This is a genomic window from Chitinimonas taiwanensis DSM 18899 (assembly GCF_900119825.1).
Taxonomy (GTDB): domain Bacteria; phylum Pseudomonadota; class Gammaproteobacteria; order Burkholderiales; family Chitinimonadaceae; genus Chitinimonas; species Chitinimonas taiwanensis.
The window spans coordinates 22,806-47,690 of record NZ_FPKR01000013.1 but is presented as its reverse complement, the minus strand read 5'-3'; the positions used below and the strand labels follow the sequence as shown (position 1 = coordinate 47,690).

Here is a 24,885-nt window from a genome sequence, read left to right as displayed (position 1 = left end):
ATTTGACGATATGAGTGCTGAAATCCAGTCCACCTCCCTGCCCATGGCGCCCGTTCGCCACGCTGTTCGCCGCCATTGGGATGAAAACCTGCTGGCCTGGCTGATTGCCGCGATCACCTTGCTGCCCTTGGCCGTGGTGCTGGTCAGCCTGCTGCAGCCGCAGACCGACATCTGGGCACACCTGACGGCCTTCGTGCTGCCCGATCTGCTGCTAAATACGGTGTGGCTCCTGTTGGGTGTGGGCGTGGGTAGCCTGTTGCTGGGCGTATCGCTAGCCTGGCTGACGGCGATCTATGACTTTCCTGGCCGTAAACACTTTGGTTGGGCGCTCGCGCTGCCGCTGGCCATGCCGGCCTATGTGCTGGCTTTCGTGCAAATTGGTCTGTACGACTTCACCGGCCCCCTGCAGACGCTGATCCGCGAGCTCTGGGGCGATTCGCGCTGGGTGCCGGCGATACGTTCGCGCGCTGGCGTCATCCTGACGCTGACCTTGGCGCTTTACCCCTATGTCTATCTGTTGGCGCGCAATGCCTTCCAGACCCAGGGGCGGCGCGCCCTTGAAGCTGCTGCCTCGCTGGGCCTGAGCCGCCGGCAGGGCTTTTGGCGTGTGGCCCTGCCCATGGCCCGCCCCTGGTTGGTGGGCGGTGTGACTTTGGCGCTGATGGAGTGCCTGGCTGACTTCGGCACAGTGGCGACCTTCAATTACGACACCTTCACCACCGCCATCTACAAGGCCTGGTTCAGCCTGTTCAATCTGACCGCCGCTTCGCAGCTGGCTTCCTTGCTGGTGCTGGCCGTGCTGGTGCTGGCCTTGCTCGAACAGCATGTGCGCGGCGACAAGCGCTACACCTCGGCCGGGCGCCTATCCCAGATGCGCCCGGAACGCCTGCGCGGCTGGCGCGCCGCGTTGGCGGTGTGTGCCTGCCTGCTGGTGCTGGGCCTTGCCTTCCTGATTCCCTTGGTGCAGCTGCTGTGGTGGGCGCAGTCGGTGGCGGCCGAGCAGCTGGACCTGCGCTATTTTGGCTTCATTGGCCGCTCGCTCCTGTTATCGGCCGGCGCGGCCGGCCTGGTGGTGCTGATCGCCTTGGCGCTGGCTTATGCGGTGCGACGCAAAAGCGGCCTGGGAGTGCGCCTGGCGGCGCGGCTTGCCACGCTCGGCTATGCCGTGCCAGGCACCGTGCTAGCCGTCGGGGTGTTCATTCCCATTGCCTGGCTGGATAACCGCCTGATTGAGACGGTACGCACGCTGGGCTGGGGCGAGCCCACCCAGCTGATCAAGGGCACGCTGGCTGTCATGCTGCTCGCCTATATCGCCCGCTTTCTAGCTGTGGCGTTCGAGCCCACCCAGTCAGCCATGCAGCGCATTACCGCCAGTCAGGAGGAGGCGGCGGCCTCGATGGGCCTGGGCCGACGCGCGGTACTGCGCCGCATCCATCTGCCCATGTTGCGTGGCGGCTTGTTTACCGCGGCCTTGATGGTGTTCGTGGATGTGATGAAGGAAATGCCGATCACGCTGATGACCCGTCCATTTGGCTGGGACACGCTCTCGGTGCGCGTATTCGAAATGACTAGCGAGGGGCAGTGGGAGATGGCGGCCCTGCCGGCCGTCGCCATTGTGCTGGCCGGCCTGATTCCGGTCATCCTGCTGGCCCTGCATACGGAGAAACAAGCATGAGTGCAAGCTTGCTCAACCTCGATCAGGTCGAAGTCGGCTACGGCGACAAGACCGTGCTGCGCGACCTGTCTTTTGCCCTGGCGCCGGGCGAGATCGGTTGTCTGCTTGGGCCATCGGGCTGCGGCAAGACCACGGCCCTGCGCGCGATCGCTGGGTTCGAAACAATACGTGCCGGTCGTATTCGCCTGAATGGCGATGTGATTGCCGGTGCCGATGGTCATTGGCCGCCGCAGCGGCGCGGCATCGGCATGGTGTTTCAGGATTACGCGCTATTTCCGCACCTGACCGTGGCCGGTAATGTGGGCTTTGGCCTGGGCGCCTTGGATAAAGGCGCGCGCGCCGCCAAGGTGGCTGAACTGCTTGAGGTGGTGGGTTTGGCTGCGCATGCCAATGATTACACCCATGCCTTGTCGGGCGGCCAGCAGCAGCGCGTGGCGCTGGCGCGCGCGCTGGCGCCCGAGCCACGTCTGCTGCTGCTGGATGAGCCGTTTTCCAATCTGGATGTCGAGCTGCGCGAGCGCCTGTCGCAGGAGGTGCGCGATATCCTCAAGGCGCGTGGTATGACGGCGCTGCTGGTTACTCACGATCAGCACGAGGCTTTCGCGCTGGCGGATCGGATTGGCGTGATGGATGGTGGTCAACTGCGCCAATGGGATAGGGCCTATGCGCTTTACCATGAGCCGGCCGACCGCTTTGTGGCTGACTTTGTCGGCGAGGGTGCTTTCCTGCCTGCCACGGTGATTGCGCCAGGAGAGTTGAGTTTCGAGCTGGGGCAGGGGCCTTACCTGGCCACTCAGGAAGGTCGGCCGGGGCAGACCCTGCAAGTGCTGCTGCGCCCGGATGATGTGCTGCACGACGATCACAGCGCCTTGCAGGCGCGGGTGGTCAAGAAAGCCTTTCGTGGCGCGCAGTTTCTCTACACCCTGGCCTTGCCATCCGGCGCTACTGTGCTCAGCCTGGTGCCCAGCCACCATGACCATGCGATTGGCGAATTGATCGGCATCCGCCTGGAAATCGATCACCTGATCGCATTTTCCTGAGACGAGGCCAAACAAAAAGCCACCGCGAGGGTGGCTTTTTGTTTGGCGATGCCATAAGGCCTTAGCGGTCTTAGGAGCTGCTCTCACCCAGCTGCGACTGCAGATAGTTCTGGTAGCCAATCTGCTCGATCAGGCCCAGATTGGTTTCCAGCCAGTCGATATGCTCTTCTTCGCTGGCCAGAATGTCCTTGAACAGATCACGTGTTACATAGTCCTGCACTTTCTCGCAGTAGGCGATGCCTTCCTTGAGTGGTGGCAGCGCCTCAAGCTCCAGCTTCAGGTCACACTGCAGTGCCTCCTTCACATCCTCGCCGATATAGATCTTGCCCAGTTCCTGCAGATTGGGCAGCCCTTCCAGGAACAGGATGCGCTCGATCAAGCGGTCAGCGTGCTTCATCTCATCGATCGACTCGTGGTACTCGTGCTCGTTGAGTTCCTTGAAGCCCCAGTTCTTGAACATGCGCGCATGCAGGAAATACTGGTTGATGGCGGTCAGCTCATTTTTCAGTGCTGCGTTCAGATAGCTGATGACTTTCTTATCGCCCTTCATGATGGCCTCCTTGCCGATTCAAGCGCAGAAAGCGGCAAAGCCGCTACGTATCCCATTAACTTAGTTAAGGGTGTGCGTAACGGCAAGTGCCGATTCTAGGCGGTGATCTCAGGCAGGGATCAGGCTGATGTAGTTTCCTGGGCTGGCAGTCATCTGTTCACGTTTGCTATCGAGCAGCAGCGCGCGGGCATCGGGCGCGCACTTGCCACAGCAGGCGGCCACACCGAGCTCCATGCGCAGCTCACGCATACTGTCGCAGCCGTTGTGCACGGCGCGGCGGATCTGCTTATCGGTAACGGCGTTGCAAATGCACACGTACATGGGATGATTCATGAATGAGAATACTTATCGAATAATATGAATTCTCATTCTTTCCTGCAAGTACTAATTGAGCGCCGCTTGGCATCCATAAACGACAACACCCGCCGCAGCGGGTGTTGCATAGTGTTTGGGCTAAATCAGCCCGCGCGCAAGATGGCGGCCGGGCTGGTTTCCAGCCAGCGTTTGATCCGGTTGGCGTCACCGATACGGGTCAGCTTACCGGCTGAATCGAGCAACACGATGACGACAGGCGTGTCATTGATGACGGCTTGCATGACCAAGCATTTGCCAGCTTCCGAGATATAGCCGGTCTTGGAGACGCCGATTTCCCAGGTGCTGTTCTTCACCAGTGGATTGGTGTTATTGAACTGGTACTCGCGCCCGTTCACGCTGGAAATAAAGCTATAGGTTTCGCTGGTCGAGTAGGCGCGGATTTCCGGATAGTGATTGGAGGCCTGCACCAGGCGGATCAGGTCTTCCGCCGTGGCCACATTGCCACTATTGAGCCCGGTCGGGTCAAGGAAGCGGGTGTTCTGCATGCCCAACGACTGCGCGGTGCGGTTCATGCGGGCGATGAAGGCGGCGGTGCCGCCAGGGGCTGTGCGTGCCAGGGCATGTGCGGCGCGGTTTTCAGATGACATGAGCGCGAGGTGCATGACTTCGCCGCGCGTGAGCGTCGTACCGACCAAGAGGCGCGAGCTGGAGTTTTTCAGCGTATCGACGTCTTCTTCCGTGATGGTGATCGGCTCATGTAGTGGCAGATGCATGTCCAATGCCACGATGGCCGTCATCAGCTTGGTGATCGAGGCAATCGGTGCGACGGCACGGGCGTTCTTCTCGAAGATGCGCTCGCCGGACAAAGCATTCACCACCACGGCGGCGCTGGAGAACAAGGCCAGCTCATCCATGGTCGACGGCTGTGCGGACACGCGGGCGATGCGCATCTTGCTGACACGCTTGTGCGCATAAGCAAGCTCGCGGGCCTTGCCCTTGCGCACGATACGGGTCTTGCTGGACTTGGCCTTGGCGATCTGCTTGCGTACCTGCTTGGTACGCACTGCCTTTTTCTTCGCCTTGCTCTGGCTGCTGGCTGTTTTCTTGGCGGACTGAGCGGCCTCGACCTGCATGGGCAGAACGACGAGGCTGGCGGCGATAAGTGCACTGAGAAGCGCGGATAGGCGTAACAACATGCGGCGTCTCGGTTCAGAGGCAGTGAATGCAAAAATAATACATGGGCGATTCCGGAATATCCATACAAATCATAGGGTAACCATGGATTTGTCAGATGCATTCTAAAGAGTGCTTAATTTTTAGGCACTTAGCTTGTGAGGCAATGCAAAATATTAACCAATTCTGTTATTTGCCTGAGGAAAATCCGCCTAGAGGTAAAGCACTAATCCGGGCTTGTGTGGCTGTGCATGGCGTGTCTAAAATGCGGACGCGATTGAATTGTTGCATTGCAGCAAATCGCATCCGGTCCGCAACGACAGATGGAGACAGCATTGAGCCAGTCCAATAGCGACACGATCCGTTTTGACGATTTCATGCAATCGCTGACGGAGAGCAACCGCAAGCTGTTTGAACGCTTCGTGGCTGGCTTGCAGCCCGTCGCGAATAGCGCTTCTTCGGCGCCAATCGATCAATTCATGCAGGGGCTGATGGGCAATACCCAGCAACTCCTGGGCATGCAGAGCAGCTACTACCAGCAGCAGATGAATCTGTGGAGTGGCTTGCTTGGTGTACAGAGTAAGCCCGCCGAGCCAGCTGCGCGCGGCGATCGGCGTTTTGCGGCACCCGAGTGGGCGCAGTATCCGTTCTTCGATTACATGAAGCAGCACTATCTGCTCAGCGCCAAATGGCTGAATGAGCTGGTTGATGGTGTGCCCATGGATGAGGCTACGCGCGAGAAAGTGGGTTTCTACACCCAGCAGTTCATCGACGCGATGTCGCCCTCCAATTTCGCGCTCACCAATCCGGAAGTGATCAAGCTGGCCATCGATACCAAGGGCGAGAGCCTGGCCGAGGGCATGCGCAAGCTGTCGGAAGATATGGCCAAGGGCCATATCTCGATGACCGATGAGACGAAGTTCGCGGTGGGCGAGAATCTGGCGATTACCCCGGGTACGGTGGTGTTCCAGAGCGAGTTGTTCCAGCTGATCCAGTACACGCCAACCACCGAGAAGGTTTACGAGCGCCCCCTGCTGTTCGTACCGCCGGCAGTGAACAAGTACTACCTGATGGATCTGCAGCCCGAGAACTCGATGGTGCGCCATTTCGTGGCCCAGGGTTACACGGTGTTCATGGTGTCCTGGCGCAGCATCACCCCAGAGCTCGGCCAGACCACTTGGGATGACTACGTGGAACACGGTGTGATCAAGGCCGCCGAGGTGGTGCGCGAGATCAGCAAGCAGGACAAACTCAATGTGCTCGGCTTCTGCATTGGCGGGGTGATTCTGACCACCACCCTGGCGGTGATGAAGGCGCGCGGGCTGGACTGGTTCGAGAGCGTCACCTTCATGACCTCGCTGATTGACCATACCGAGCCGGGCGAGATCAAGCAGTTCGTGGATGAGGACCTGGTCAAGTCGCGCGAGGCCAAGCTGGCCGAAGGTGGCGTGATCAGTGGCAAGGAGTTGGCGCGCGCCTTCGCCATGCTGCGTGCCAATGACCTGATCTGGAACTATGTGGTGAACAACTACTTGAAGGGCAAAACTCCGCCACCCTTCGATCTCCTGTACTGGAACAACGACTCGGCCAATCTGCCGCTGCCCATGCATACCTTCTTCCTGCGCCAGATGTATCTGGAAAACAATCTGGCCAAGCCAGGTGCGATGCAGGTTTGTGGCGTGCCGGTCGATGTACGCGAGTACGATTGGCCCATCTATATCTTTGCCGCGCGCGAGGACCATATCGTGCCCTGGCAGTCGGCCTATCGCGGCACGCAGCTGCTGGGTAGCAAGCAGCTGCGCTATGTGCTGGGGGCCTCGGGTCATATTGCCGGCTCGATCAACCCGGTCGGCCCAGGCAAGCGCAACTACTGGGTCAATGATGCCTACCCGGCCGATCCCGACACCTGGCTGGCCGAGGCGGAAAGCCGGCCGGGCAGCTGGTGGCAGGATTGGGACCAGTGGCTGATTCCGAAATCCGGCAAGCAGATTGCCGCGCCCAAGAAGCCCGGCAACACCAAGTACAAGGCCATCGAAGCGGCGCCAGGCAGCTATGTGAAAGCCAAGGTCGGCGCCGGCGCGGCCTGATCTCCAACCCTTCAACCCGGCCACCCCGTTTTTGCGGGGTGCAATAAAGCGAATCACACCCGGAGCCGGCATTGGCCGGCCCGCGGTGCGATCCTCCCCACCCTAGCAGGAGTAGTCCCATGTCCGAAGTCGTTATCGTTGCAGCCCAGCGTACTGCCATTGGTGCTTTCGGTGGCAGCCTGGCCAAAGTGTCCGCGCCCGAGCTTGGTGCCACCGTGATCAAGGCCTTGCTGGAAAAGACCGGCGTGGCCGCCGATCAGATCAGTGAAGTGATTCTGGGTAATGTGCTGCAGGCCGGTCTCGGGCAGAACCCGGCCCGTCAGGCGCTGATCAAGGCCGGTATTCCGGTCTCCGTGCCGGCCCTGACCATCAACCAGGTCTGCGGCTCGGGTCTGAAAGCCACCCATCTGGCCGTGCAGTCGATTCTGGCGGGCGATGCCGACATCGTGATCGCTGGCGGTCAGGAAAACATGTCGCTGGCCCCGCACCTATTGATGAACAGCCGTGATGGCATCCGCATGGGCAATGGCACGCTGGTGGACAGCATGGTGGCCGATGGTCTGACCGATGTGTACAACAACTACCACATGGGCGTCACGGCCGAGAATATCGCCGCCAAGTACGGCATCAGCCGTCAGGAGCAGGATGAGCTGGCGCTGGCTTCGCAGAACAAGGCCGAGGCTGCGCAGAAGGCCGGCAAGTTCGCCGATGAGATCGTGCCGGTGCTGATTCCGCAGCGTAAGGGCGACCCGGTCGCGTTTGCCGCGGATGAGTACATCAAGGCTGGCACCACCATGGACGCGCTGCAGAAGCTGCGCCCAGCCTTCAACAAAGAGGGTTCGGTCACTGCCGGCAATGCCTCGGGCCTGAATGACGGTGCGGCTGCCGTGATGCTGATGAGCGCCGAAAAGGCCAAGGAACTGGGCCTGAAGCCGCTGGCCCGTATCGCTGGCTATGCCTCCAGCGGCGTGGAACCGAGCATCATGGGCATGGGCCCGGTGCCGGCCACCCTGCGTGCGCTGGCCCGTGCGGGCTGGACTCTGGACCAGGTTGATCTGATCGAAGCCAATGAGGCCTTCGCCGCCCAGGCGCTGGGCGTGGCGCGCGAGCTGAAGTGGGACTGGAACAAGGTGAACGTGAATGGCGGTGCGATTGCCCTTGGCCACCCGATCGGTGCTTCGGGTGCACGCGTGCTGGTGACCCTGCTGCATGAGATGGCCCGCCGCGATGCCAAGAAGGGCCTGGCCACCCTGTGTATTGGTGGTGGCATGGGCGTGGCACTCTGCGTCGAACGCGTCTAAGCCGCAGGCGGCGTGTTTTGGCCGGGCCTGTGCCCGGCCTTTTCATTTCTGCCGCACTGCGCGCATGCGTATAATCGCGCCACTGAATCTGCCGGAGTAATCAGCATGGCCTTGTTGTTCAAAGACACTACCTACGTTTCCGAAACCACCCAATTCCTGCGTGAATTCCTGGACAAGAACCCGGATGTTGCCAAGGGCCAGGTGGAAGGCCGCGCGCTGCTGTGGGATAAGCAAATCGACCGCGCTCAACAGCAGGAAGCCGAGGCGGCACGCGTCAAGCAAAAACCCTATGTCTATCAGCCTGAGTAAGCTGTTAGCAAGCATGAAAAAAGCGACCTGCGGGTCGCTTTTTTCATGTCGGACCGGTACTCAGGCCAGCTTGTCGATGCCACCTAGGTAGGGGCGCAGGACTTCCGGCACCGTGACCGAACCATCGGCGTTCTGGTAGTTCTCCAGTACCGCCACCAGGGTGCGGCCTACGGCCAGACCCGAGCCATTGAGTGTGTGCACGAGCTCGTTCTTGCCGGCTTCATTCTTGACGCGGGTCTGCATGCGGCGCGCCTGGAAGGCTTCGCAGTTGGAAACCGAGCTGATCTCGCGATAGGTGTTCTGCGCAGGCAGCCACACTTCCAGGTCATAGGTCTTGCTGGCACCAAAGCCCATATCACCCGTGCACAGCGTGACCACGCGGTAGGGCAGGCCAAGCTTTTGCAGCACGTTCTCGGCGTGCTCGCGCATCGCCTCCAGCGTGGCGTAGGACTGTTCCGGCGCCACAATCTGCACCATTTCCACCTTGTCGAACTGGTGCTGGCGGATCATGCCGCGCGTATCACGCCCGTAGCTGCCAGCTTCCGAGCGGAAGCAGGGCGAGTGGGCGGTCAGCTTGATCGGCAGCTCGTCATGGCGCAGCACGCTGTCGCGCACGGTATTGGTCAGCGAGATTTCCGAGGTCGAGATCAGGTACTGGGTTTGGCCATCCTCACCGCCGCGCTCGACGCGGAACATATCCTCGGCGAATTTGGGCAGCTGGCCGGTACCGAACAGCACTTCCGGGTTGACGATATAGGGCGTGTAGCACTCGGTATAACCATGCTCATTGGTCTGTACATCGAGCATGAACTGGGCGAGCGCACGGTGCAGCTTGGCAATCTGGCCCTTGAGCACGGTAAAGCGTGCGCCGGACAGCTTGGCGCCTGTCTCGAAATCCAGACCCAGCGGGGTGCCGATATCGACGTGGTCCTTGACGGTGAAGTCGAAGCTGCGTGGCGTGCCCCAGCGGTGCAATTCGACATTGCCGCTCTCATCGCGGCCCACCGGCACCGATTCGTGCGGCAGATTGGGGATGCGCAGCAGCATATCGTTGAGCTTGTCCTGCAGCACGGCCAGGTTCTGTTCGGCCGCCTTGAGTTCATCGCCGAGATGGGCCACGCTGGCCATGATGGGGGCGACATCTTCGCCCTTGGCCTTGGCCTGGCCAATCGCCTTGGACTTGGCATTGCGTTCGGCCTGCAGGTCCTGGGTACGCGTTTGCAGGGCCTTGCGCTCCTGCTCCAGTGCAGCAAAAGTTTCCGTATCAAGCGCAAAGCCGCGCTGGGCAAGGCGTGCGGCAACGCCGTCGAGGTCGTTGCGAAGTTGTTGGATATCGAGCATGGCGAACCTGTTTTTCTGAATAGTGGGTACGACGCGAAGGGCGCGGTGCGCAAAGTGGGCGGATTTTAACCGCCATGGCAGGGGACGGACAGCGCCAAGCCTTATTTGCCCTGGCGGCTGTCCTGGCGAGATCGCGCTTCTTCATCCAGTTGGCGCAAAAAGTGCAGCTTTTCGGCGATCTTGAGCTCCAGGCCGCGCGCGACCGGCTCGTACCAGCCCGGTTCGGCCATGCCCTCCGGCAGATAGTGCTCACCAGCCGCGTAAGCATGCGGCTCGTCATGGGCATAGCGGTATTCATGCCCATAGCCGAGTTCCTTCATCAGCTTGGTCGGGGCGTTGCGCAGATGCACGGGCACCTCGCGTGATTTGTCCTGCTTCACGAAGGCGCGTGCCTGGTTATAGGCCTTGTAACCGGCATTGCTCTTGGCGGCGACGGCGAGGTAGATGACCGCCTGACCGAGCGCCAGCTCACCCTCGGGCGAACCCAGTCTTTCATAGGTGTTGGCGGCATCGTTAGCGATCTGCATCGCGCGCGGGTCCGCGAGGCCAATGTCCTCCCAGGCCATGCGCACGATGCGCCGCGCCAGATAGCGCGCATCCGCGCCACCATCCAACATACGCGTCAGCCAGTACAGCGCGGCATCCGGGTTCGAGCCACGCACCGATTTGTGCAGGGCCGAGATCTGGTCGTAAAAATTGTCGCCGCCCTTGTCGAAGCGGCGCGCGTTCAGAGTCAGCGCGTTCTGTACGAAATCCGCATCGATGCGCGTGGTCTTGGCCGCCATGGCAGCGGTCTGCGTCTGTTCGAGTAGGTTCAGGAAGCGCCGTGCATCGCCGTCCGCATAGCCGACCAGGGTGTCCACGGCCACCTCGTCGAAGCTCAGGTGGGCCAGCGTGCTGGCCTGGGCGCGCGCCAGTAGCTGACGCAGCTCGGTCTCATCCAACGACTTCAGCACATAGACCTGGGCGCGTGACAGCAGTGCCGAGTTAACCTCGAAGGACGGGTTTTCGGTGGTGGCGCCGATAAAGGTGACCAGGCCCGATTCGGCATAGGGCAGCAGCGCATCCTGCTGCGATTTGTTGAAGCGGTGGATTTCATCCACGAACAGGATGGTGTGATGGCCCTGCGCGAGGTTCTGCTCGGCCATCTCCATGGCGCCGCGGATATCCTTGACGCCGGAGAATACGGCCGAGAGCGCGATGAATTCGCAGTCGAAGGCGTTTGCCGTCAGCCGCGCCAGCGTGGTCTTGCCGACGCCGGGCGGCCCCCACAGGATCATCGAATGCGGCTTGCCGGACTGAAAGGCCAGTCGTAGCGGCTTGCCTTCGCCCAGCAGATGGCGCTGCCCGATCACTTCATCGAGTGTTTTCGGGCGCAGTGCTTCAGCCAGCGGTGGAATCGGGTCTTGCTTGAACAGGTCGGACATGGCGGCCAAACAACGAATCAGGTCGCCAGTTTAACGGAAGGCGGCGCCGTGCAGCAGGCGAGCTGCCTGCTGCAGGCTGATGTGCGCCTTAATCGGCCGAGACTACGTCGGCACCCGCCGGCGGGCTGAACTGGAAGCGATCGGCGCCCAGCTTGGGATTGCGTACCACCTTGCTAAAGCGAATCAGCGTGGTCTGGCCAAAGCTGTCGGCCAGCTCCATCGCCATGGGCTGGGCTTCCTTGAAGCCGATGCGCACGCGCTCGAAACCGGTGTCGCGCTGCTTAGGGGTGGCTTCCACCCATTCCAGCCCATCGCGCTTACCGGCTTCGCTGAGCTGGTAGGACTTGCTCAGCTCATTGCTGCCGGCCAAGAGGGCCGCCGGGCTGTCGCCCAGCGCGCGGTCCAGTTGCTTGCGGGTTACCTGGTTCAGATCTGGGTCATGAATCCACAACTGCTTGCCATCGCCGACCACGCGCTGCTCATAAGGCTTGGTGTAGCGCCAGTCGAAACGGCCTGGGCGTAGGATGGCCATGCTGCCGCCGGCCTGCTGCTGCTTGCCAGCTTTCTGGGTGACGGTCTGCTGGAAGTCGGCGGTGAAACTCTTGGTCTGTTCGAGGAACTGGTTGAGCTGATCGAGGCCGCCGGCAAAGCTGGGCAGGCTAAGGGCAAGGAGCAGAAGGTGGCGCATGATGGCAAAGTCGGCATGGGAGAATGGCCATCAGTCTAGCATGGGGGCCTGAATGCCCTCTGAATGCGCGCGCTGGCACAAAAGACAAAGCCCCGCACGGGGCGGGGCTTTGAGGAACAACACGCTGGCGTGCGACTTACTGCTCGACGGTGGCGTAGATTTCCACTTCGACGCGACGGTCAGGTGCGTAGCACTCGACCAGCTTCTTGCGGTTCTTGGCAACCTTCTTGCAGTCGGCCGGTTGGGTAACCGGTTCGGTCAGACCCAGGCCCTTGGCCACGATCATCTCGGCCGGCACGCCCTTGTCGACCAGTTGCTGACGGGCAGCATTGGCACGAGCTTCGGACAGCTTCTGGTTGGTTTCAGCCTTGCCGATGCGGTCGGTATGGCCTTCCACTTCGATCTTGGTCTTGGCCGGATCGTACTTGCGCTCGAGCAGCACGGCTGCCACGGCGTTCAGTGCGTCAACACCTTCCTGCTTCAGGGTGGCCTTGCCGAAGTCGAACAGGGCGGCGGCGTTCAGGGTCAGGGTTTCCAGCTTCTTCGGGGTAGCCAGCTTGACAGGAGCCGGAGCGGGCACCACGACCGGGGCCGGTGCTTCAACAACCGGGGCCGGGGCCGGTGCAGCTACCGGAGCGGCCTTCTTCGGCACCAGATCCGGATCGCATTCCTCGATGGCCTTTTCCTTGCTGAAGGAGCTGGTGTGCCAGCACAGGCCGGTGCCGCTGCGCACGACAGGCGAGCGGGTGTCGGTGGCGTAGCCGTCATTGGCGGCCGAGGCGGAAACTGCAGCGAAACCGAGCACGGCCAGAACGGCCGACTGAATCAGGGTATGTTTCATCTTCATAGTTATTCTCCATGGGGTAGAGATTGGAATTTGCTTCAGACAATTACCGGTGCCACATCGGAGCCGAGTTTACTTGACGCTTTCAATGCGCCGCAATCAGGAGAATATGACAATTGCGCCTTAATTGGAGCCATGCGTCGCCACGTGGTAAAATTTTTGCTTAATTCGCCTGCCTAGACGGTAAAAAATGACCGATTTGCAACAATTTGCCAAAGAGACGATTCCGGTTAGCTTGGAAGAGGAAATGCGCCGCTCCTACCTCGATTACGCCATGAGCGTGATCGTGGGCCGCGCGCTACCGGACGTTCGGGATGGTTTGAAGCCGGTACATCGCCGGGTTTTGTTCGCCATGCAGGAGGCCAATAACGTCTGGAACCGGCCTTATGTGAAGTGCGCGCGCATCGTGGGTGACGTGATGGGTAAGTATCACCCGCACGGTGATAGCGCGATTTACGACACTCTGGTTCGGATGGCGCAGGACTTCTCGCTGCGTTACACGCTGGTGGATGGGCAGGGCAACTTCGGCTCGATCGACGGCGATAGCGCGGCGGCCATGCGTTACACCGAGTGCCGCATGGACAAGATCTCGGTCGAGCTGCTGGCGGATATCGACAAGGAAACCGTCGATTTCGTGCCCAACTACGACGGCAAGGAGCTCGAGCCCTCGGTACTGCCGACCCGCCTGCCCAATCTGCTGGTCAACGGTTCGACCGGTATCGCCGTGGGCATGGCCACCAATATCCCGCCGCACAATTTGAGCGAAGTGGTGAATGGCGCACTGGCCCTGCTGGCCAATAGCGAGCTCAGCATCGACGAGCTGATCGATCTGATTCCGGCGCCTGACTTCCCCACCGCCGGCATCATCTATGGCATTGCCGGCGTGCGCGAAGGCTATCGCACCGGCCGTGGCCGCGTGGTGATGCGTGCGCGCACCCATATCGAAGAGGTGAGCCGCGACAAGCAGGCCATCATCGTCGATGAGCTGCCTTATCAGGTGAACAAGAAGACCCTGATCGAGAAGATTGCCGATCTGGTGCGCAATAAGCAGATCGAGGGCATTGCCGATCTGCGCGACGAGTCCGACAAGTCGGGCATGCGTATCTATATAGAGCTCAAGCGCAATGAGCTGCCCGAGGTGGTGCTCAACCATCTGTACAAGCAGACTGAGCTGCAGTCGAGCTTTGGCATGAATATGGTGGCCCTGGTCGATGGCCAGCCGCGCCTCCTGAACCTCAAGCAGATTCTGGAAGCCTTCCTGCGTCACCGCCGCGAAGTGGTGACCCGGCGCACGGTGTTCGAGCTGAAGAAGGCGCGCGATCGTGCCCATACGCTGGAAGGCCTGGCGGTGGCGTTGTCGAACGTGGACGAAGTGATCGCCCTGATCAAGGCTGCGGCCACGCCGCCCGAGGCCAAGGTGGCGCTGATGTCGCGCGAATGGCGCTCGACCCTGGTGGAAGAGCTGCTGTCCCGCGTGGCCAGCGATGAAGCACGTCCGGAGTGGCTGTCCAAGGAATTTGGCCTGAAGGGCAATGGCTATCGCCTGTCCGACGCTCAGGCCCAGGCGATTCTGGATATGCGCCTGCAGCGCCTGACCGGCCTTGAGCAGGACAAGCTCGAAGCCGAGTACCGCGAAATCATGGACAAGATCGTCGACCTGCTTGACATCCTGGCCCGCGCCGAGCGCATCACCGAGATCATTGCCAATGAGCTGAACGAGCTGAAGCTCCAGTTCGGTGACGCGCGCAAGTCCGAGATCGTGCCGTTTGGCGAAGATATCAGCCTCGAGGACCTGATCACTCCGCAGGAGATGGTGGTCACCCTGTCGCACACCGGCTATATGAAGGCCCAGCCGCTGGACGAATACCGCGCGCAAAAGCGCGGCGGGCGCGGCAAGCAGGCGGCGGCGACCAAGGAAGACGACTTTATCGACAATCTGTTCGTGGCCAATACCCACGATTACATCCTGTGCTTCAGCTCGCTGGGGCGTGTGTACTGGATGAAGGTGTATGACGTACCCCAGGGTGGGCGTGCCTCGCGCGGTCGTCCCATCGTCAACCTGCTGCCGCTGCAGGACGGCGAGAAGATCAATGCCATCCTGCCGGTGAAGGAATTCTCCGACGACCACTACGTGTTCATGGCCACCCAGCGTGGCACGGTGAAGAAGACCCCGCTGTCGGCCTTCTCCAACCCGCGTAAGCTCGGCATCATCGCCGTGGCACTGGATGAGGGCGATCAGCTGGTTGGCGTGGCGATCACAGCCGGCAGTCATCAGGTCATGCTGTTCTCCTCGGGCGGCAAGGCCGTGCGCTTTGACGAGAACGATGTGCGCCCGATGGGCCGCGATACCCGTGGTGTGCGCGGTATGACCCTGGCCGATGGCCAGGACGTGATCTCGCTCTTGGTGGCCGATTCGGAAGACTGGCAGGTGCTGACTGCCAGCGATGGCGGTTATGGCAAGCGCACCCAGATCAGCGAATTCCGCCACACCAGCCGCGGCACTCAGGGCGTGATCGCCATGGACCTGACCGAGAAGACCGGCTTCAAGCTGGTGGCGGCCAGTCTGGTGACCGAGGCAGACGGGCTGATGCTGATCACCACCGGCGGCGTGCTGATCCGTACCGCGGTCAAGGAAGTGCGCGAAACCGGCCGTAGCGCCCAGGGTGTGCGTCTGATCAATCTGGATGCGGGTGAAACCCTGTCGGGCATCGTCAAGGTGGCGGATGCCGATGACGAAGAAGAAGCAGAACAACAAGAAGGCGTGGAGGAGTTGGGTGACGCAGCAGCCACCGATGGCGGTGGCGGCGAAGCGGCCTGATTTTGATAGGGGCTGCCTGCGAGGGCAGCCCGTGGAAAGCGCTTGAGATGCAAAACCTACCCTTGCCGGTACTCAATCCGGCCCTGTTCGATGATGTGGCGCGCTGGTTCTGCCAGATTCCGCATTCGGCTACCATCGGCCTGGAGTTCGTGAACGGTGAGCGCGGGCGTGCCACGCTGCGCCTGCCGTACAACACCGCCCTGGTGGGCAACCCGCGCACCGGTGTGCTGCATGGCGGGGTGATGACTTCCCTGATCGACACCACCAGCGCGCTGTCGGTGTTCTCCCTGCTGGCCGAGCGTGAGGCGATTGCCACGCTGGACCTGCGTATCGACTATCTGCGCGGCGCCACGCCGGGCCAGCCCGTGTATTGCACGGCCGAGTGCTATCGCCTGGGTCGCCAGATCGCCTTTACCCGCGCGACCGCCTATCAGGAAGGTAACGATCAGCCGATTGCCCATGGCGTCGGCACCTTTATGCGTGAATCCAGCCAGGCCCAGCTGGGCTCGAAGAAGGGAGGCTGAGATGGTGCAACTGGAAAACCTGCAGGCTGCCAAGGAATCGGGCGATTACTCACGCCTGATCGAGCAGATTCCCTATGCCCAGCTGCTGGGCGTGGTGATGCGCGAAGATCAGGGCCAGCCTTTGTTCGAGCTGCCCTTCAGCCAGCACAATATCGGCAATGAACATCTGCCCGCCCTGCATGGCGGAGCCATCGGCGGTTTCCTGGAAAACGCCGCGCTCCTGCATCTGGTGTGGGCGCGTGAATCGAGTGAGGTGCCGCGTACCATCGATTTCTCGCTCGACTTCCTGCGTTCGGGTAAGGCTCAGAGCCTGTACGCGCGCTGCGATATCACCAAGCAGGGTAAGCGGGTGGCGAATGTGCGCATGACGGCCTGGCAGGAAGACGAAAGCAAGCCAGTCGCCGTGGCGCGCGCGCATTTTCTGCTGTCCTGAGGCCATGCCGGTGTGAATATTGGCCGCCGTGGCGGCCAAACTCGCCGGCGTGCGCCTTGTCTGAATACTGTCTCAACGCTCTGGAGCTCCCATGACCCCCGTGTTCAATTTCAGCGCCGGCCCTGCCGTGTTACCCCGTGAAGTCTTGCTGGAAGTGCAGAAGGAACTGCTCGACTGGCACGGTAGCGGCATGTCGGTGATGGAGATGAGCCACCGCGGGCGCGAGTTCATGCAGATCGCCGCCGAGGCGGAGGAAGACCTGCGCGCGGTGATGGGCATCCCGGCCAATTACCGCGTGCTCTTCCTGCAAGGCGGCGCCACCAGCCAGTTCGCCATGGTGCCGATGAATCTGCTGCGTGGGAAAACCAGCATCGATTTCATCGAGACCGGCCATTGGTCGAAGCTGGCCATGAAGGAAGCGCGCAAATACGGTCAGGTGCGCGTCGCGGCCAGTGGTGAAGCGCAAGGCTATAACGCGGTGCCGGCGGAAAGCGACTGGCAGCTCGACCCGCAGGCTGCCTATGTGCACTACACCTCGAACGAGACGCTGAGCGGGGTGGAGTTCCCCTTCGTTCCGCATACCGGCGATGTACCGCTGGTCTGTGATATGTCGTCCAACTTCCTGTCCCGCCCGGTCGATGTCAGCCAGTTCGGCCTGATCTACGGCGGTGCGCAGAAGAATATCGGCCCGGCCGGGCTGACCATCGTCATCGTGCGTGAAGACCTGCTCGGCCAGGCGCTGCCGGGCACCCCGACCATGTTCGACTACAAGGTATTGGCCGAGGCCGACTCGATGTACAACACCCCGCCGACCTTCGCCATGTATGTGGCGGGTCTGGTGTTCAAGTGGATGCAGCGACAGGGCGGGCTGAAGGCCATCGAGCAGCGCAATATCGAGAAGGCGGCGCTGCTGTACGAAACCATCGATACCTCGGCTGGCTTCTACCACTGCCCGGTGGAAAAGCCGTTCCGTTCGCGTATGAATGTGCCCTTCCGTCTGGCGGACGAGCGTCTGGACGAGGACTTCATCAAGCAGGCCGCCGCGCGCAATCTGCTGCAGATCAAGGGCCACCGGGTCACCGGCGGCATGCGGGCCAGCATCTACAACGCCATGCCCTTGGAAGGCGTGAAGGCCTTGACCAGCTTCATGCAGGACTTTGCCCGCAACCATGGCTGAGCGCTGAGCGCCTGCCCGATAACGCCGCCTTCGCGCGGCGTTTTTCATGCTTGGCGCGGCCTGCACTGCCGGGGGCTAGGCCGCGAAGCGCGCGCGGTAGCTGGCCGGTGCAATGCCAAACTGGCGCTGAAAGGCGCGTCGCAGGGCCTGCTCATCGCCAAAGCCGCAATCGGCGGCGATCGCCTTCAGCGGCCGCTTGCTATGTGCCAGCGCCTGGCTGGCTGCTTCCAAACGCATGGCGGCCACGGCCTTGGCCGGTGTCATGCCGACCTTGCGCTGGTAGTGGCGCGCGAAGCTGCGCACGCTCATGCCAGCCTGCTCGGCCAGCTGGGCCACGCTTAGCTCGCGCTGCAGATTGGCCGCCATCCAGCCATGCAAATCGGCCAGTGCACCTTCCTGGCTCTGCTGGCGCAGTGCCTGGCTAAACTGTGACTGGCCGCCCGGGCGCTTGAGGAAGACCACCAGGCGTTGGGCCACCTGCATGGCGGTCTGGTGGCCGAGGTCGCTTTCCAGCAGGGCCAGGGCCAGATCGATGCCGGCCGAGACGCCTGCCGCGGTCCAGAATTTGCCGTCGGCCACGAACAGCGCATCGGCCTCCAGTTGCAGGCTGGGGTCGAGCGCGAGCAGATTCGCGCCGGCCAGCCAGTGGGTGGTCACGCGTCGCCCAGCCAACAGACCCGTGGCCGCCAGGGTGAAGGCGCCGGTACAGGTCGAGCAGATGCGTGCGATGCCGCTGGCGTGCATGCTGATCCAGTCCACCAGCGCCTGCGGTGCAAACGGCACATAGCCGGCGCCACCGCCAGGCAGGATCAGCGTGTGCACGCTGCGCATCTCGACACTGGCGATCGGCACGGTATCGAGGCGCAGGCCGGCCGAGGTAGTGATCAGCCCGCCCTGTAGCGAGGCCACTGTGATCCGGTAGGGCGGTGCGTCGGCTTGTAGGCGGCAGGGCTGGGACAGCACCTCCAAGGGGCCGGTCACGTCCAGCACATTGACTTTGTCGCAAAGCATGAACAGCACATGGCGCGGCGGGCGGTGAGACATGATGGGGCTCCTGAGGGTGGGCTTGGACCAGCTTGCCGCCGGCTACTTTGGCTGAAATGCCAATCTTGCGTCATTTTCTGCCAAATCCGCCCCGCGCGGTGCTGTGACGGTGCGCTTGGCCCCGACTGTCTCTTGGCGCGCCCGGCCGGGCGGCGCACAGTGCAGCCATCCCCAACGGAGTTTCCCGCATGAATACGCCCGCTGTTCGCCGTGTGCTGCTGTGCGCCGGCATTATCGTGTCCCTGTCGATGGGCATACGGCATGGTTTCGGTTTCTTTCTGCAGCCGATGACGGCCGATTTCGGCTGGACGCGCGAGGTGTTCGCCTTTGCCCTGGGCCTACAGAACCTGGTCTGGGGCCTGGCCCAGCCGTTTACCGGCGCGCTGGCCGACCGCTTTGGCGCGGTGCGCGTGCTGGTGGTGGGCGCGCTGCTGTATGCGGCCGGCTTGGCGCTGATGACGGTATCCAGCAGCGGTCTGCTGTTCTCCGCCTCGGCCGGCCTGCTGCTGGGGCTCGCACTGTCCGGTTCCACCTATAGCATCGTGTTCGGCGTCATCGGCCGCGCGGTGCCAGAGAATCAGCGCTCGCAGGCGATGGGGCTCGCGTCGGCGGCCGGCAGCTTCGGCCAGTTTCTGATGGTGCCGATCGAGCAGCAATTGATCGGCGGCGTGGGCTGGATCAATGCCCTGCTGATCCTGTCGGCCATGTCGCTACTGATCATTCCGGCCGCGCGCGGCCTGCGCGAGGCACCGCTGCCCGCCCACGCGGCCGGCAGCCAGAGCGTGTGGGCGGCCGCGCGCGAAGCCTTCCGCTACCCGAGCTTCCAGATGCTGATGGCCGGTTACTTTGTGTGCGGCTTCCAGGTGGTGTTCATCGGCGTGCACCTGCCCGCCTATCTGAAGGATTTCGGCCTACCGGCTAGCGTGGCGGCCGGTGCCTTGGCCCTGATCGGCCTATTCAATGTGTTTGGCACCTATACGGCCGGCCAGCTTGGCGCGCGTTTCACCAAGAAATACCTGCTGTCCTTTATCTACCTGGCCCGCGCCGTGGCGATCACGCTCTTCCTGCTCGCGCCGCTGTCGGCCTGGAGCGTGTGGCTGTTCGCCGCGGCGATGGGCTTTCTGTGGCTGTCCACCGTGCCGCTGACCAATGGGGTGATTGCCACCATCTTCGGCGTCAAGCATCTGGGCATGTTGTCGGGCTTCGTGTTCTTCTCGCACCAGATCGGCAGCTTCCTCGGCGTCTGGCTTGGCGGCTGGTTGTATGACCACACGGGGTCCTACAACATCGTCTGGTATATCTCGATTGCGCTTGGCGTGCTGGCGGCTGTGGTCAACTGGCCGATTCAGGAACGCGCGATTGCCCGCCCGGCGGTGCAGCTCGCATGAAACCGTCTTGGTGGCGCGGCGTGCTGATCGCCCTGGTGCTTGGCCTGGTGTTCGTGGCCTATCTGAGCCCGGCCAGCCAGGTCACGCTGGCCAATTTGTGGGCGCTGTGCGGCTTTTAAGCGCCGCACGGGTGCCGCGTGCCGGCCACCGCCCAGCAAACCCAGCGCATCCACGCTTAGTGTTAGCGGGCATAAAGGCGGCCTGAATAGCCATGTTATGCTCGCCACTCCCCGCGCCAGTCTCGGCGCATAGCGAAACCGGGCCAGCATGTCTGACGAAATCCTCAAATCCCATCGCGATGCCATCGACGCGCTCGATGCACAAATCCTTGCCATGCTGAATCAGCGCGCCGGTCACGCGCGCGCGATTGGCGAACTGAAGGGCGGTGGCCTCGTCTACCGGCCCGAGCGCGAGGCCCAGGTGCTGGCGCGCATCAAGCAGCTGAACAGCGGCCCGCTGCCCGATGAGTCGGTGGCCAAGCTGTTCCGCGAAATCATGTCCGCCTGCCTGTCCATCGAGCGGCCGCTGACCATTGCCTATCTGGGGCCGGAAGGCACCTTCAGCCAGTCGGCCGCCATCAAGCAGTTCGGCCATGCCGCGGTCACTCAGGCCTGCGCGTCTATCGACGAGGCCTTCCGCGTGGTGGAAGCGGGCGCGGCCGATTATGTGGTGGCGCCGGTGGAGAACTCCACCGAGGGTGCGGTGGGGCGTACGCTGGACCTGATGGTCAGCACCCCGCTCAAGGTTTGCGGTGAGGTCGAGCTGCGCATCCATCACCATCTGCTGCGCCGCGAGGCGGGCCTGGCCGGCATACGCCGCGTGTATTCGCATGCGCAGAGCCTCGCGCAGTGCCATGAATGGCTGAACGACAATCTGCCGGTCGAGGTGGAGCGCGTGTCGGTGTCCTCGAATGCCGAGGCGGCGCGTCTGGCCAGCCTGGATGCCCATTGTGCGGCGATTGCTGGTGATGCGGCGGCTGAGCGCTTCGGCCTGCACAAGCTGGCCGAGAATATTGAAGATGAACCGAATAACACCACGCGCTTTCTGGTGCTCGGCTACCACGACACCAATGCCAGCGGCCGCGACAAGACCAGCCTGGTCATGTCGGCCCAGAATAAGCCGGGCGCCGTGCACCAGCTGCTCAGCCCCTTGGCCGAGAACGGTGTCTCGATGACCAAGTTCGAATCGCGTCCTTCGCGTACCGGGCTGTGGGAATACCTGTTCTTCGTCGATATCGAAGGCCATACCAGCGAGGCACGCGTACAGAATACGCTGGAGGCGCTGCGCGAGCGCGCCGCCTTCGTGAAGGTGCTTGGCGCCTATCCGGTCGCGGTGCTGTAAGCATGGGCGCGGTCGAGCTGGTTGCCGCCTTCTGGCAGCGCATGCAGAGCAATGATTTTGCCTACGCGGCCGAGCTCTTGGCCGACGATTACCGGCTCGACTGGCCGCAATCGCAGGAATCGGTGCTTGGGCCAGCCCGCTTTGCCCAGCTCAATCGCGAGTACCCCGCCCATGGGCGCTGGCAGTTCGAGGTGCTGCGCATCGTGGGCGATGCCGAGCAGGCAGTCAGCGAGGTGCGCGTCAGCGATGGCGTGCAGCATGCGCGGGCCATTACCTTCAGCACGGTGCGTGCAGGCAAGATCGTGCACCAGCGCGAATTCTGGCCCGATCCCTATCCGGCGCCGGCCAACCGGCGTCATCTCGTCCAGCCTTTCAGCGAGTAGTCATGCGTGCCATCTGTGTATTTTGCGGTGCCGCCTTCGGTAATCGCCCCGTCTATCAGGCGGCTGCCACTGCGCTCGGCCATACCCTAGCCGAGCAGCAGCTGGAGCTGGTCTGGGGCGGCGGCAAGGTCGGCCTGATGGGCGTGGTGGCCGATGCGGTGCTGGCGCGCGGCGGCCAGACCCTGGGCGTGATCCCGAGCTTCATGGTGGAAAAGGAGCTGGCCCACCCGGACAGCACCGAGCTGATCGAAGTGGACAGCATGCATAGCCGCAAGGCGCTGATGGCCGAGCGTGCTGATGGCTTTATCGCGCTGCCTGGCGGCTTTGGCACGCTGGACGAGCTGTTCGAGATCATGACCTGGGCGCAGCTGCATATCCATGCCAAGCCAATCGGTCTGCTCAATGTGAACGGCTATTTCGATCCGCTGCTGGCCTGGATCAAGCAGGCCGAGGAGGAGGGCTTTGTGCGCAGCGCGCACCGCCAGCTTTTCCATGTGGCCGATACACCCGAGACCCTGCTCGCACTGATGCGCGCCCACCAGGCACCGCAGGGCGACTGGGCCAGCAAGGTGGCGTTCAGCCAGGGCTGAGCTCAGCGGGCAGCCAGCGGCTGGCCGCCTGCAGCACCGCCGAGCTATCGGGTAGCGGGCCAGGCAGCCCCAAGGCCAGGCCGCGGCCGGGCAGTGGGCTGAACAGATCGGTATGGGTGCTCACGAAGATGCCCACAGTGGGCAGGCCGTGCGCGGCCGCCAGATGCAGAAGGCCGCTGTCCACCCCGATCAGCAGGCGTAAGCTGGCCAACACGGCCGGCCAGTCCGCCAGCTGCGTATAGGGCAGGATCTCGCAGTATTGCGCGCCAATCGCGTCGGCCAGCACCTTGGCGTGTTGCTGTTCCGCCTGCGTACCCCAGGGCAGCACCAGCTGAAAGCCGCGCGCGGCCAGGGCCCGACCGAGCTTGACCCATTCCCCATCTTCCCAGCGCTTTTCCGCCTTCGAGGCCGCATGGCAGAGTGCGATGCGCCGGCTGGGCGTGCTGTTCTCCGGCATCGGCATTGCGGCCAAGCCGTAATCGAGCGGCGCATAGGGCTGGCTGCCCAGGGCAAAGGCGGCCAGATCGCGCAGGCGCGCCACCGCCGCAGAGCGGCTAGGTTGATGGTGATGGGTGTAGAACAGCGCGGCCGGGCGCTCGCCGCAGGCCTGGCGTTGGAAGCCGACCCGTAGCGGGCTGCGCGCCAGGCGCGCAATCAGCGCGCTCTTCCACAAGCCCTGCGCATCGAGCACCAGATCGTAGTGCTGGCGACGCAACGCCAGCAGCGCCTGGAACAGATCGCGGCGGTTCTGGCGCAGGCGCCAGCCGCGCTGGCAGCGTTTGATTGGTAGCGCGAACACCTGCTTTACATCGCGGTGCAAGCGCGCGATATCGGCAAAGCGCTCGTCCACCGCCCAGTCGATCTCGACGGCAGGCCAGCGGCGGCGGATATCGCGTACCGCGGCAGCCAGGCAGACCTGGTCACCCATGGCCGATAGTTTGACCAGCAGCACACGGCGCGGCGTCTGGCCTGCCGCCAGCACACCGTTTGAGGCGTTGGGGTGGAGAAGGGCTGGGTCTTGCCCGCTTGCGAGCTTCAATAGCGCCATGGCGGCACTCCCTAGGCTGACCAGGAATAGCGGTCAGCTTAGGGGCGGCGTTTTGCCGCGCTGTGACAGTGCCGACAGGCTATTTCGCCTTAGGACGGAAGGCTTTCACGATCGTTTCGTGGGTATCCAGATGGGCAGCGCCGATCAGGTCCAGGCAGTAGGGCACAGCCGCGAAGATGCCGGGCACCACGACCTTGCCTTCACCATCCTTCAGGCCTTCCAGGGTTTCCTTGATAGCCTTCGGCTGGCCGGGCAGATTGAGGATCAGCGCCTGCTTGCGCAACACGCCCACCTGGCGCGACAGAATGGCGGTAGGGACGAACTTCAGGCTGATCTGGCGCATCTGCTCGCCAAAGCCAGGCATTTCGCGGTCGGCGACTGCCAGCGTGGCATCCGGGGTCACGTCGCGCGGGGCGGGGCCGGTGCCGCCGGTGGTCAGCACCAGGCCGCAACCTTCCTCGTCCACCAGCTGCTTGAGCGTGGCCTCGATCTGCGCCTGTTCATCGGGAATCAGCCGGCTGACCGTGCTGAATGGCGTACTGACCGCAGCGGCCAGCCAGTCCTGTAGCGCGGGCAGGCCCTTGTCTTCATACACGCCCTGGCTGGCCCGGTCGCTGACCGAGACCAGACCGATCTTCAAGCCCGGTTTAGGCATCGTGGTCCTCATCGTCTTCGTCCTCCACTTCCGCGGCAATCAGCGCCGGCTCGGTGGATAGGCTCTTGATGAACTGATACAGCGCACGGTAGTGCTTGGGTGGCTTGTTGGCGGCCCGCTCGGCGCGCGCATTGCGCACCATGGTGCGCAGCTGCTGGATATCGATATCGCGGTGCTCGGCGATCAGCTTGGCCACCGCCTCATCGCTGGCCACCAGCTCGTCGCGCTGGCGTTCCAGCTCATGGAACCAGGCATTCAGGCGCTCGTTATCGCCGCGCAGGCTATCGAGGAAGGCCTGGATGGGCGCCGGGTCCACATCGCGCATCAGGCGGCCGATGTATTGGCGCTGGCGCTTGATCGCGCCATTGGCGGTGATCTTCTGCGCATCCTTGATGGCGGTCAGCAGATTATCGGGCAGGTTCAGCTTCTTCAGCTGGCCCTTGGACAGGGCGATCAGCTGCACGCCCAGGTCTTGCAAGGCTTCTACCTCGCGCTTCATGGCGCTTTTGCTGACGTATTCGATCTCTTCGCCACCGTCAAAATCGGTGTCGAAGTCGGGTTCGGTATGGGGCTTGCGGGACATGGCGAATCGGCCGGGAAGATATTGGACTGCTATGATACCGGACACCTCGACGCTAAGCAGGCATGAACGCCCTGCGCGCGAAGGGGCCAAGCGCGCCGCTAGCCGGCAAAGCCTTGGCCCAAGCCCCTTTCCCCTGGCAGCCTAGGGCTGC

At 62.6% G+C, this 24,885-nt stretch carries 25 protein-coding genes; 14 read left to right on the top strand and 11 right to left on the bottom strand.

The window, feature by feature from the left end:
* Positions 1-10: 10 nt before the first annotated feature.
* Positions 11-1,675: an ABC transporter permease gene (locus tag BT173_RS15715; RefSeq protein WP_245794196.1), complete on the top strand. Its 1,665-nt coding sequence runs from the start codon at positions 11-13 to the stop codon at positions 1,673-1,675.
* Positions 1,672-2,715: an ABC transporter ATP-binding protein gene (locus BT173_RS15710; protein ID WP_072429624.1), complete on the top strand. Its 1,044-nt coding sequence runs from the start codon at positions 1,672-1,674 to the stop codon at positions 2,713-2,715. The genes BT173_RS15715 and BT173_RS15710 overlap by 4 nt, the downstream gene beginning before the upstream one ends.
* Before the next feature lie 70 nt (positions 2,716-2,785).
* Here the strand turns inward: BT173_RS15710 and bfr are convergent, their stop codons facing one another.
* The 3 genes from bfr to BT173_RS15695 all read right to left on the bottom strand — a co-directional run bounded on the left by bfr (position 2,786) and on the right by BT173_RS15695 (position 4,776).
* The gene (bfr, locus tag BT173_RS15705; RefSeq protein ID WP_072429623.1) at positions 2,786-3,265 is read right to left on the bottom strand and encodes a bacterioferritin; all 480 of its coding nucleotides are present in this window, start codon (positions 3,263-3,265) and stop codon (positions 2,786-2,788) included.
* A gap of 108 nt (positions 3,266-3,373) precedes the next feature.
* Positions 3,374-3,586 carry a bacterioferritin-associated ferredoxin gene (locus tag BT173_RS15700; protein ID WP_072429622.1) on the bottom strand — a complete coding sequence of 71 codons (213 nt, stop codon included), beginning with the start codon at positions 3,584-3,586 and terminating at the stop codon, positions 3,374-3,376.
* 137 nt (positions 3,587-3,723) lie between these two features.
* Entirely contained in the window at positions 3,724-4,776 is a 1,053-nt protein-coding gene (locus tag BT173_RS15695) for a serine hydrolase (RefSeq protein WP_072429621.1), read from the bottom strand.
* A 312-nt stretch (positions 4,777-5,088) separates the two neighbouring features.
* On the opposite strand from BT173_RS15695, the gene BT173_RS15690 reads away from it, so the two are divergent.
* From BT173_RS15690 to BT173_RS15680, 3 genes are all read left to right on the top strand, one after another.
* A complete protein-coding gene (locus BT173_RS15690) occupies positions 5,089-6,840 on the top strand; it encodes a PHA/PHB synthase family protein (protein WP_245794195.1) in 1,752 nt (583 codons plus the stop codon).
* 119 nt (positions 6,841-6,959) lie between these two features.
* Positions 6,960-8,141 (top strand): acetyl-CoA C-acetyltransferase, encoded by a 1,182-nt coding sequence (locus BT173_RS15685; protein ID WP_072429619.1) that lies wholly within the window; start codon positions 6,960-6,962, stop codon positions 8,139-8,141.
* A gap of 105 nt (positions 8,142-8,246) precedes the next feature.
* Positions 8,247-8,450 (top strand): DUF3460 family protein, encoded by a 204-nt coding sequence (locus BT173_RS15680; protein WP_072429618.1) that lies wholly within the window; start codon positions 8,247-8,249, stop codon positions 8,448-8,450.
* Between the two features lie 60 nt (positions 8,451-8,510).
* Here BT173_RS15680 and serS read toward each other — a convergent pair whose 3' ends face one another.
* From serS to BT173_RS15660, 4 genes are all read right to left on the bottom strand, one after another.
* Entirely contained in the window at positions 8,511-9,791 is a 1,281-nt protein-coding gene (serS, locus tag BT173_RS15675; protein WP_072429617.1) for a serine--tRNA ligase, read from the bottom strand.
* 101 nt (positions 9,792-9,892) lie between these two features.
* A complete protein-coding gene (locus BT173_RS15670) occupies positions 9,893-11,218 on the bottom strand; it encodes a replication-associated recombination protein A (RefSeq protein ID WP_072429616.1) in 1,326 nt (441 codons plus the stop codon).
* 88 nt (positions 11,219-11,306) lie between these two features.
* Positions 11,307-11,906 carry an outer membrane lipoprotein periplasmic chaperone LolA gene (gene lolA, locus BT173_RS15665; RefSeq protein ID WP_072429615.1) on the bottom strand — a complete coding sequence of 200 codons (600 nt, stop codon included), beginning with the start codon at positions 11,904-11,906 and terminating at the stop codon, positions 11,307-11,309.
* 136 nt (positions 11,907-12,042) lie between these two features.
* Positions 12,043-12,753: an OmpA family protein gene (locus BT173_RS15660; protein WP_072429614.1), complete on the bottom strand. Its 711-nt coding sequence runs from the start codon at positions 12,751-12,753 to the stop codon at positions 12,043-12,045.
* Positions 12,754-12,940: 187 nt separating this feature from the next.
* On the opposite strand from BT173_RS15660, the gene gyrA reads away from it, so the two are divergent.
* The 4 genes from gyrA (at position 12,941) to serC (ending at position 17,702) form a co-directional block, all read left to right on the top strand.
* Positions 12,941-15,568 carry a DNA gyrase subunit A gene (gene gyrA, locus BT173_RS15655; protein ID WP_072429613.1) on the top strand — a complete coding sequence of 876 codons (2,628 nt, stop codon included), beginning with the start codon at positions 12,941-12,943 and terminating at the stop codon, positions 15,566-15,568.
* 47 nt (positions 15,569-15,615) lie between these two features.
* Positions 15,616-16,092 (top strand): PaaI family thioesterase, encoded by a 477-nt coding sequence (locus BT173_RS15650; RefSeq protein WP_072429612.1) that lies wholly within the window; start codon positions 15,616-15,618, stop codon positions 16,090-16,092.
* 1 nt (position 16,093) lies between these two features.
* The gene (locus tag BT173_RS15645) at positions 16,094-16,525 is read left to right on the top strand and encodes a PaaI family thioesterase (RefSeq protein WP_072429611.1); all 432 of its coding nucleotides are present in this window, start codon (positions 16,094-16,096) and stop codon (positions 16,523-16,525) included.
* A gap of 91 nt (positions 16,526-16,616) precedes the next feature.
* Entirely contained in the window at positions 16,617-17,702 is a 1,086-nt protein-coding gene (gene serC / locus BT173_RS15640) for a 3-phosphoserine/phosphohydroxythreonine transaminase (protein WP_072429610.1), read from the top strand.
* A gap of 75 nt (positions 17,703-17,777) precedes the next feature.
* Here the strand turns inward: serC and BT173_RS15635 are convergent, their stop codons facing one another.
* Positions 17,778-18,746 carry a GlxA family transcriptional regulator gene (locus BT173_RS15635; RefSeq protein ID WP_072429609.1) on the bottom strand — a complete coding sequence of 323 codons (969 nt, stop codon included), beginning with the start codon at positions 18,744-18,746 and terminating at the stop codon, positions 17,778-17,780.
* A gap of 188 nt (positions 18,747-18,934) precedes the next feature.
* On the opposite strand from BT173_RS15635, the gene BT173_RS15630 reads away from it, so the two are divergent.
* The 5 genes from BT173_RS15630 to BT173_RS15615 all read left to right on the top strand — a co-directional run bounded on the left by BT173_RS15630 (position 18,935) and on the right by BT173_RS15615 (position 22,448).
* On the top strand, positions 18,935-20,134 hold the full coding sequence (locus BT173_RS15630; RefSeq protein ID WP_072429608.1) for an MFS transporter: 1,200 nt from the start codon (positions 18,935-18,937) through the stop codon (positions 20,132-20,134).
* Entirely contained in the window at positions 20,131-20,253 is a 123-nt protein-coding gene (locus BT173_RS19960; RefSeq protein WP_281247379.1) for a hypothetical protein, read from the top strand. Before BT173_RS15630 ends, BT173_RS19960 begins: the two co-directional genes overlap by 4 nt.
* Positions 20,254-20,401: 148 nt before the next feature.
* Positions 20,402-21,475, top strand: a complete 1,074-nt coding sequence (gene pheA / locus BT173_RS15625) for a prephenate dehydratase (protein WP_072429607.1) — start codon at positions 20,402-20,404, stop codon at positions 21,473-21,475.
* A 2-nt stretch (positions 21,476-21,477) separates the two neighbouring features.
* Positions 21,478-21,858 (top strand): nuclear transport factor 2 family protein, encoded by a 381-nt coding sequence (locus BT173_RS15620; protein ID WP_072429606.1) that lies wholly within the window; start codon positions 21,478-21,480, stop codon positions 21,856-21,858.
* Between the two features lie 2 nt (positions 21,859-21,860).
* The gene (locus tag BT173_RS15615) at positions 21,861-22,448 is read left to right on the top strand and encodes an LOG family protein (protein WP_072429605.1); all 588 of its coding nucleotides are present in this window, start codon (positions 21,861-21,863) and stop codon (positions 22,446-22,448) included.
* Here BT173_RS15615 and waaC read toward each other — a convergent pair.
* The 3 genes from waaC to yjgA form a co-directional block, all read right to left on the bottom strand.
* On the bottom strand, positions 22,435-23,496 hold the full coding sequence (gene waaC, locus BT173_RS15610) for a lipopolysaccharide heptosyltransferase I (protein WP_084658708.1): 1,062 nt from the start codon (positions 23,494-23,496) through the stop codon (positions 22,435-22,437). The two genes, BT173_RS15615 and waaC, sit on opposite strands and share 14 nt — an antisense overlap.
* 79 nt (positions 23,497-23,575) lie before the next feature.
* Positions 23,576-24,163, bottom strand: coding sequence for a molybdopterin adenylyltransferase (gene mog, locus BT173_RS15605; RefSeq protein ID WP_217651491.1), 588 nt, complete (start codon positions 24,161-24,163; stop codon positions 23,576-23,578).
* The gene (gene yjgA / locus BT173_RS15600; RefSeq protein ID WP_072429602.1) at positions 24,144-24,734 is read right to left on the bottom strand and encodes a ribosome biogenesis factor YjgA; all 591 of its coding nucleotides are present in this window, start codon (positions 24,732-24,734) and stop codon (positions 24,144-24,146) included. Before yjgA ends, mog begins: the two co-directional genes overlap by 20 nt.
* Positions 24,735-24,885: the final 151 nt, after the last annotated feature.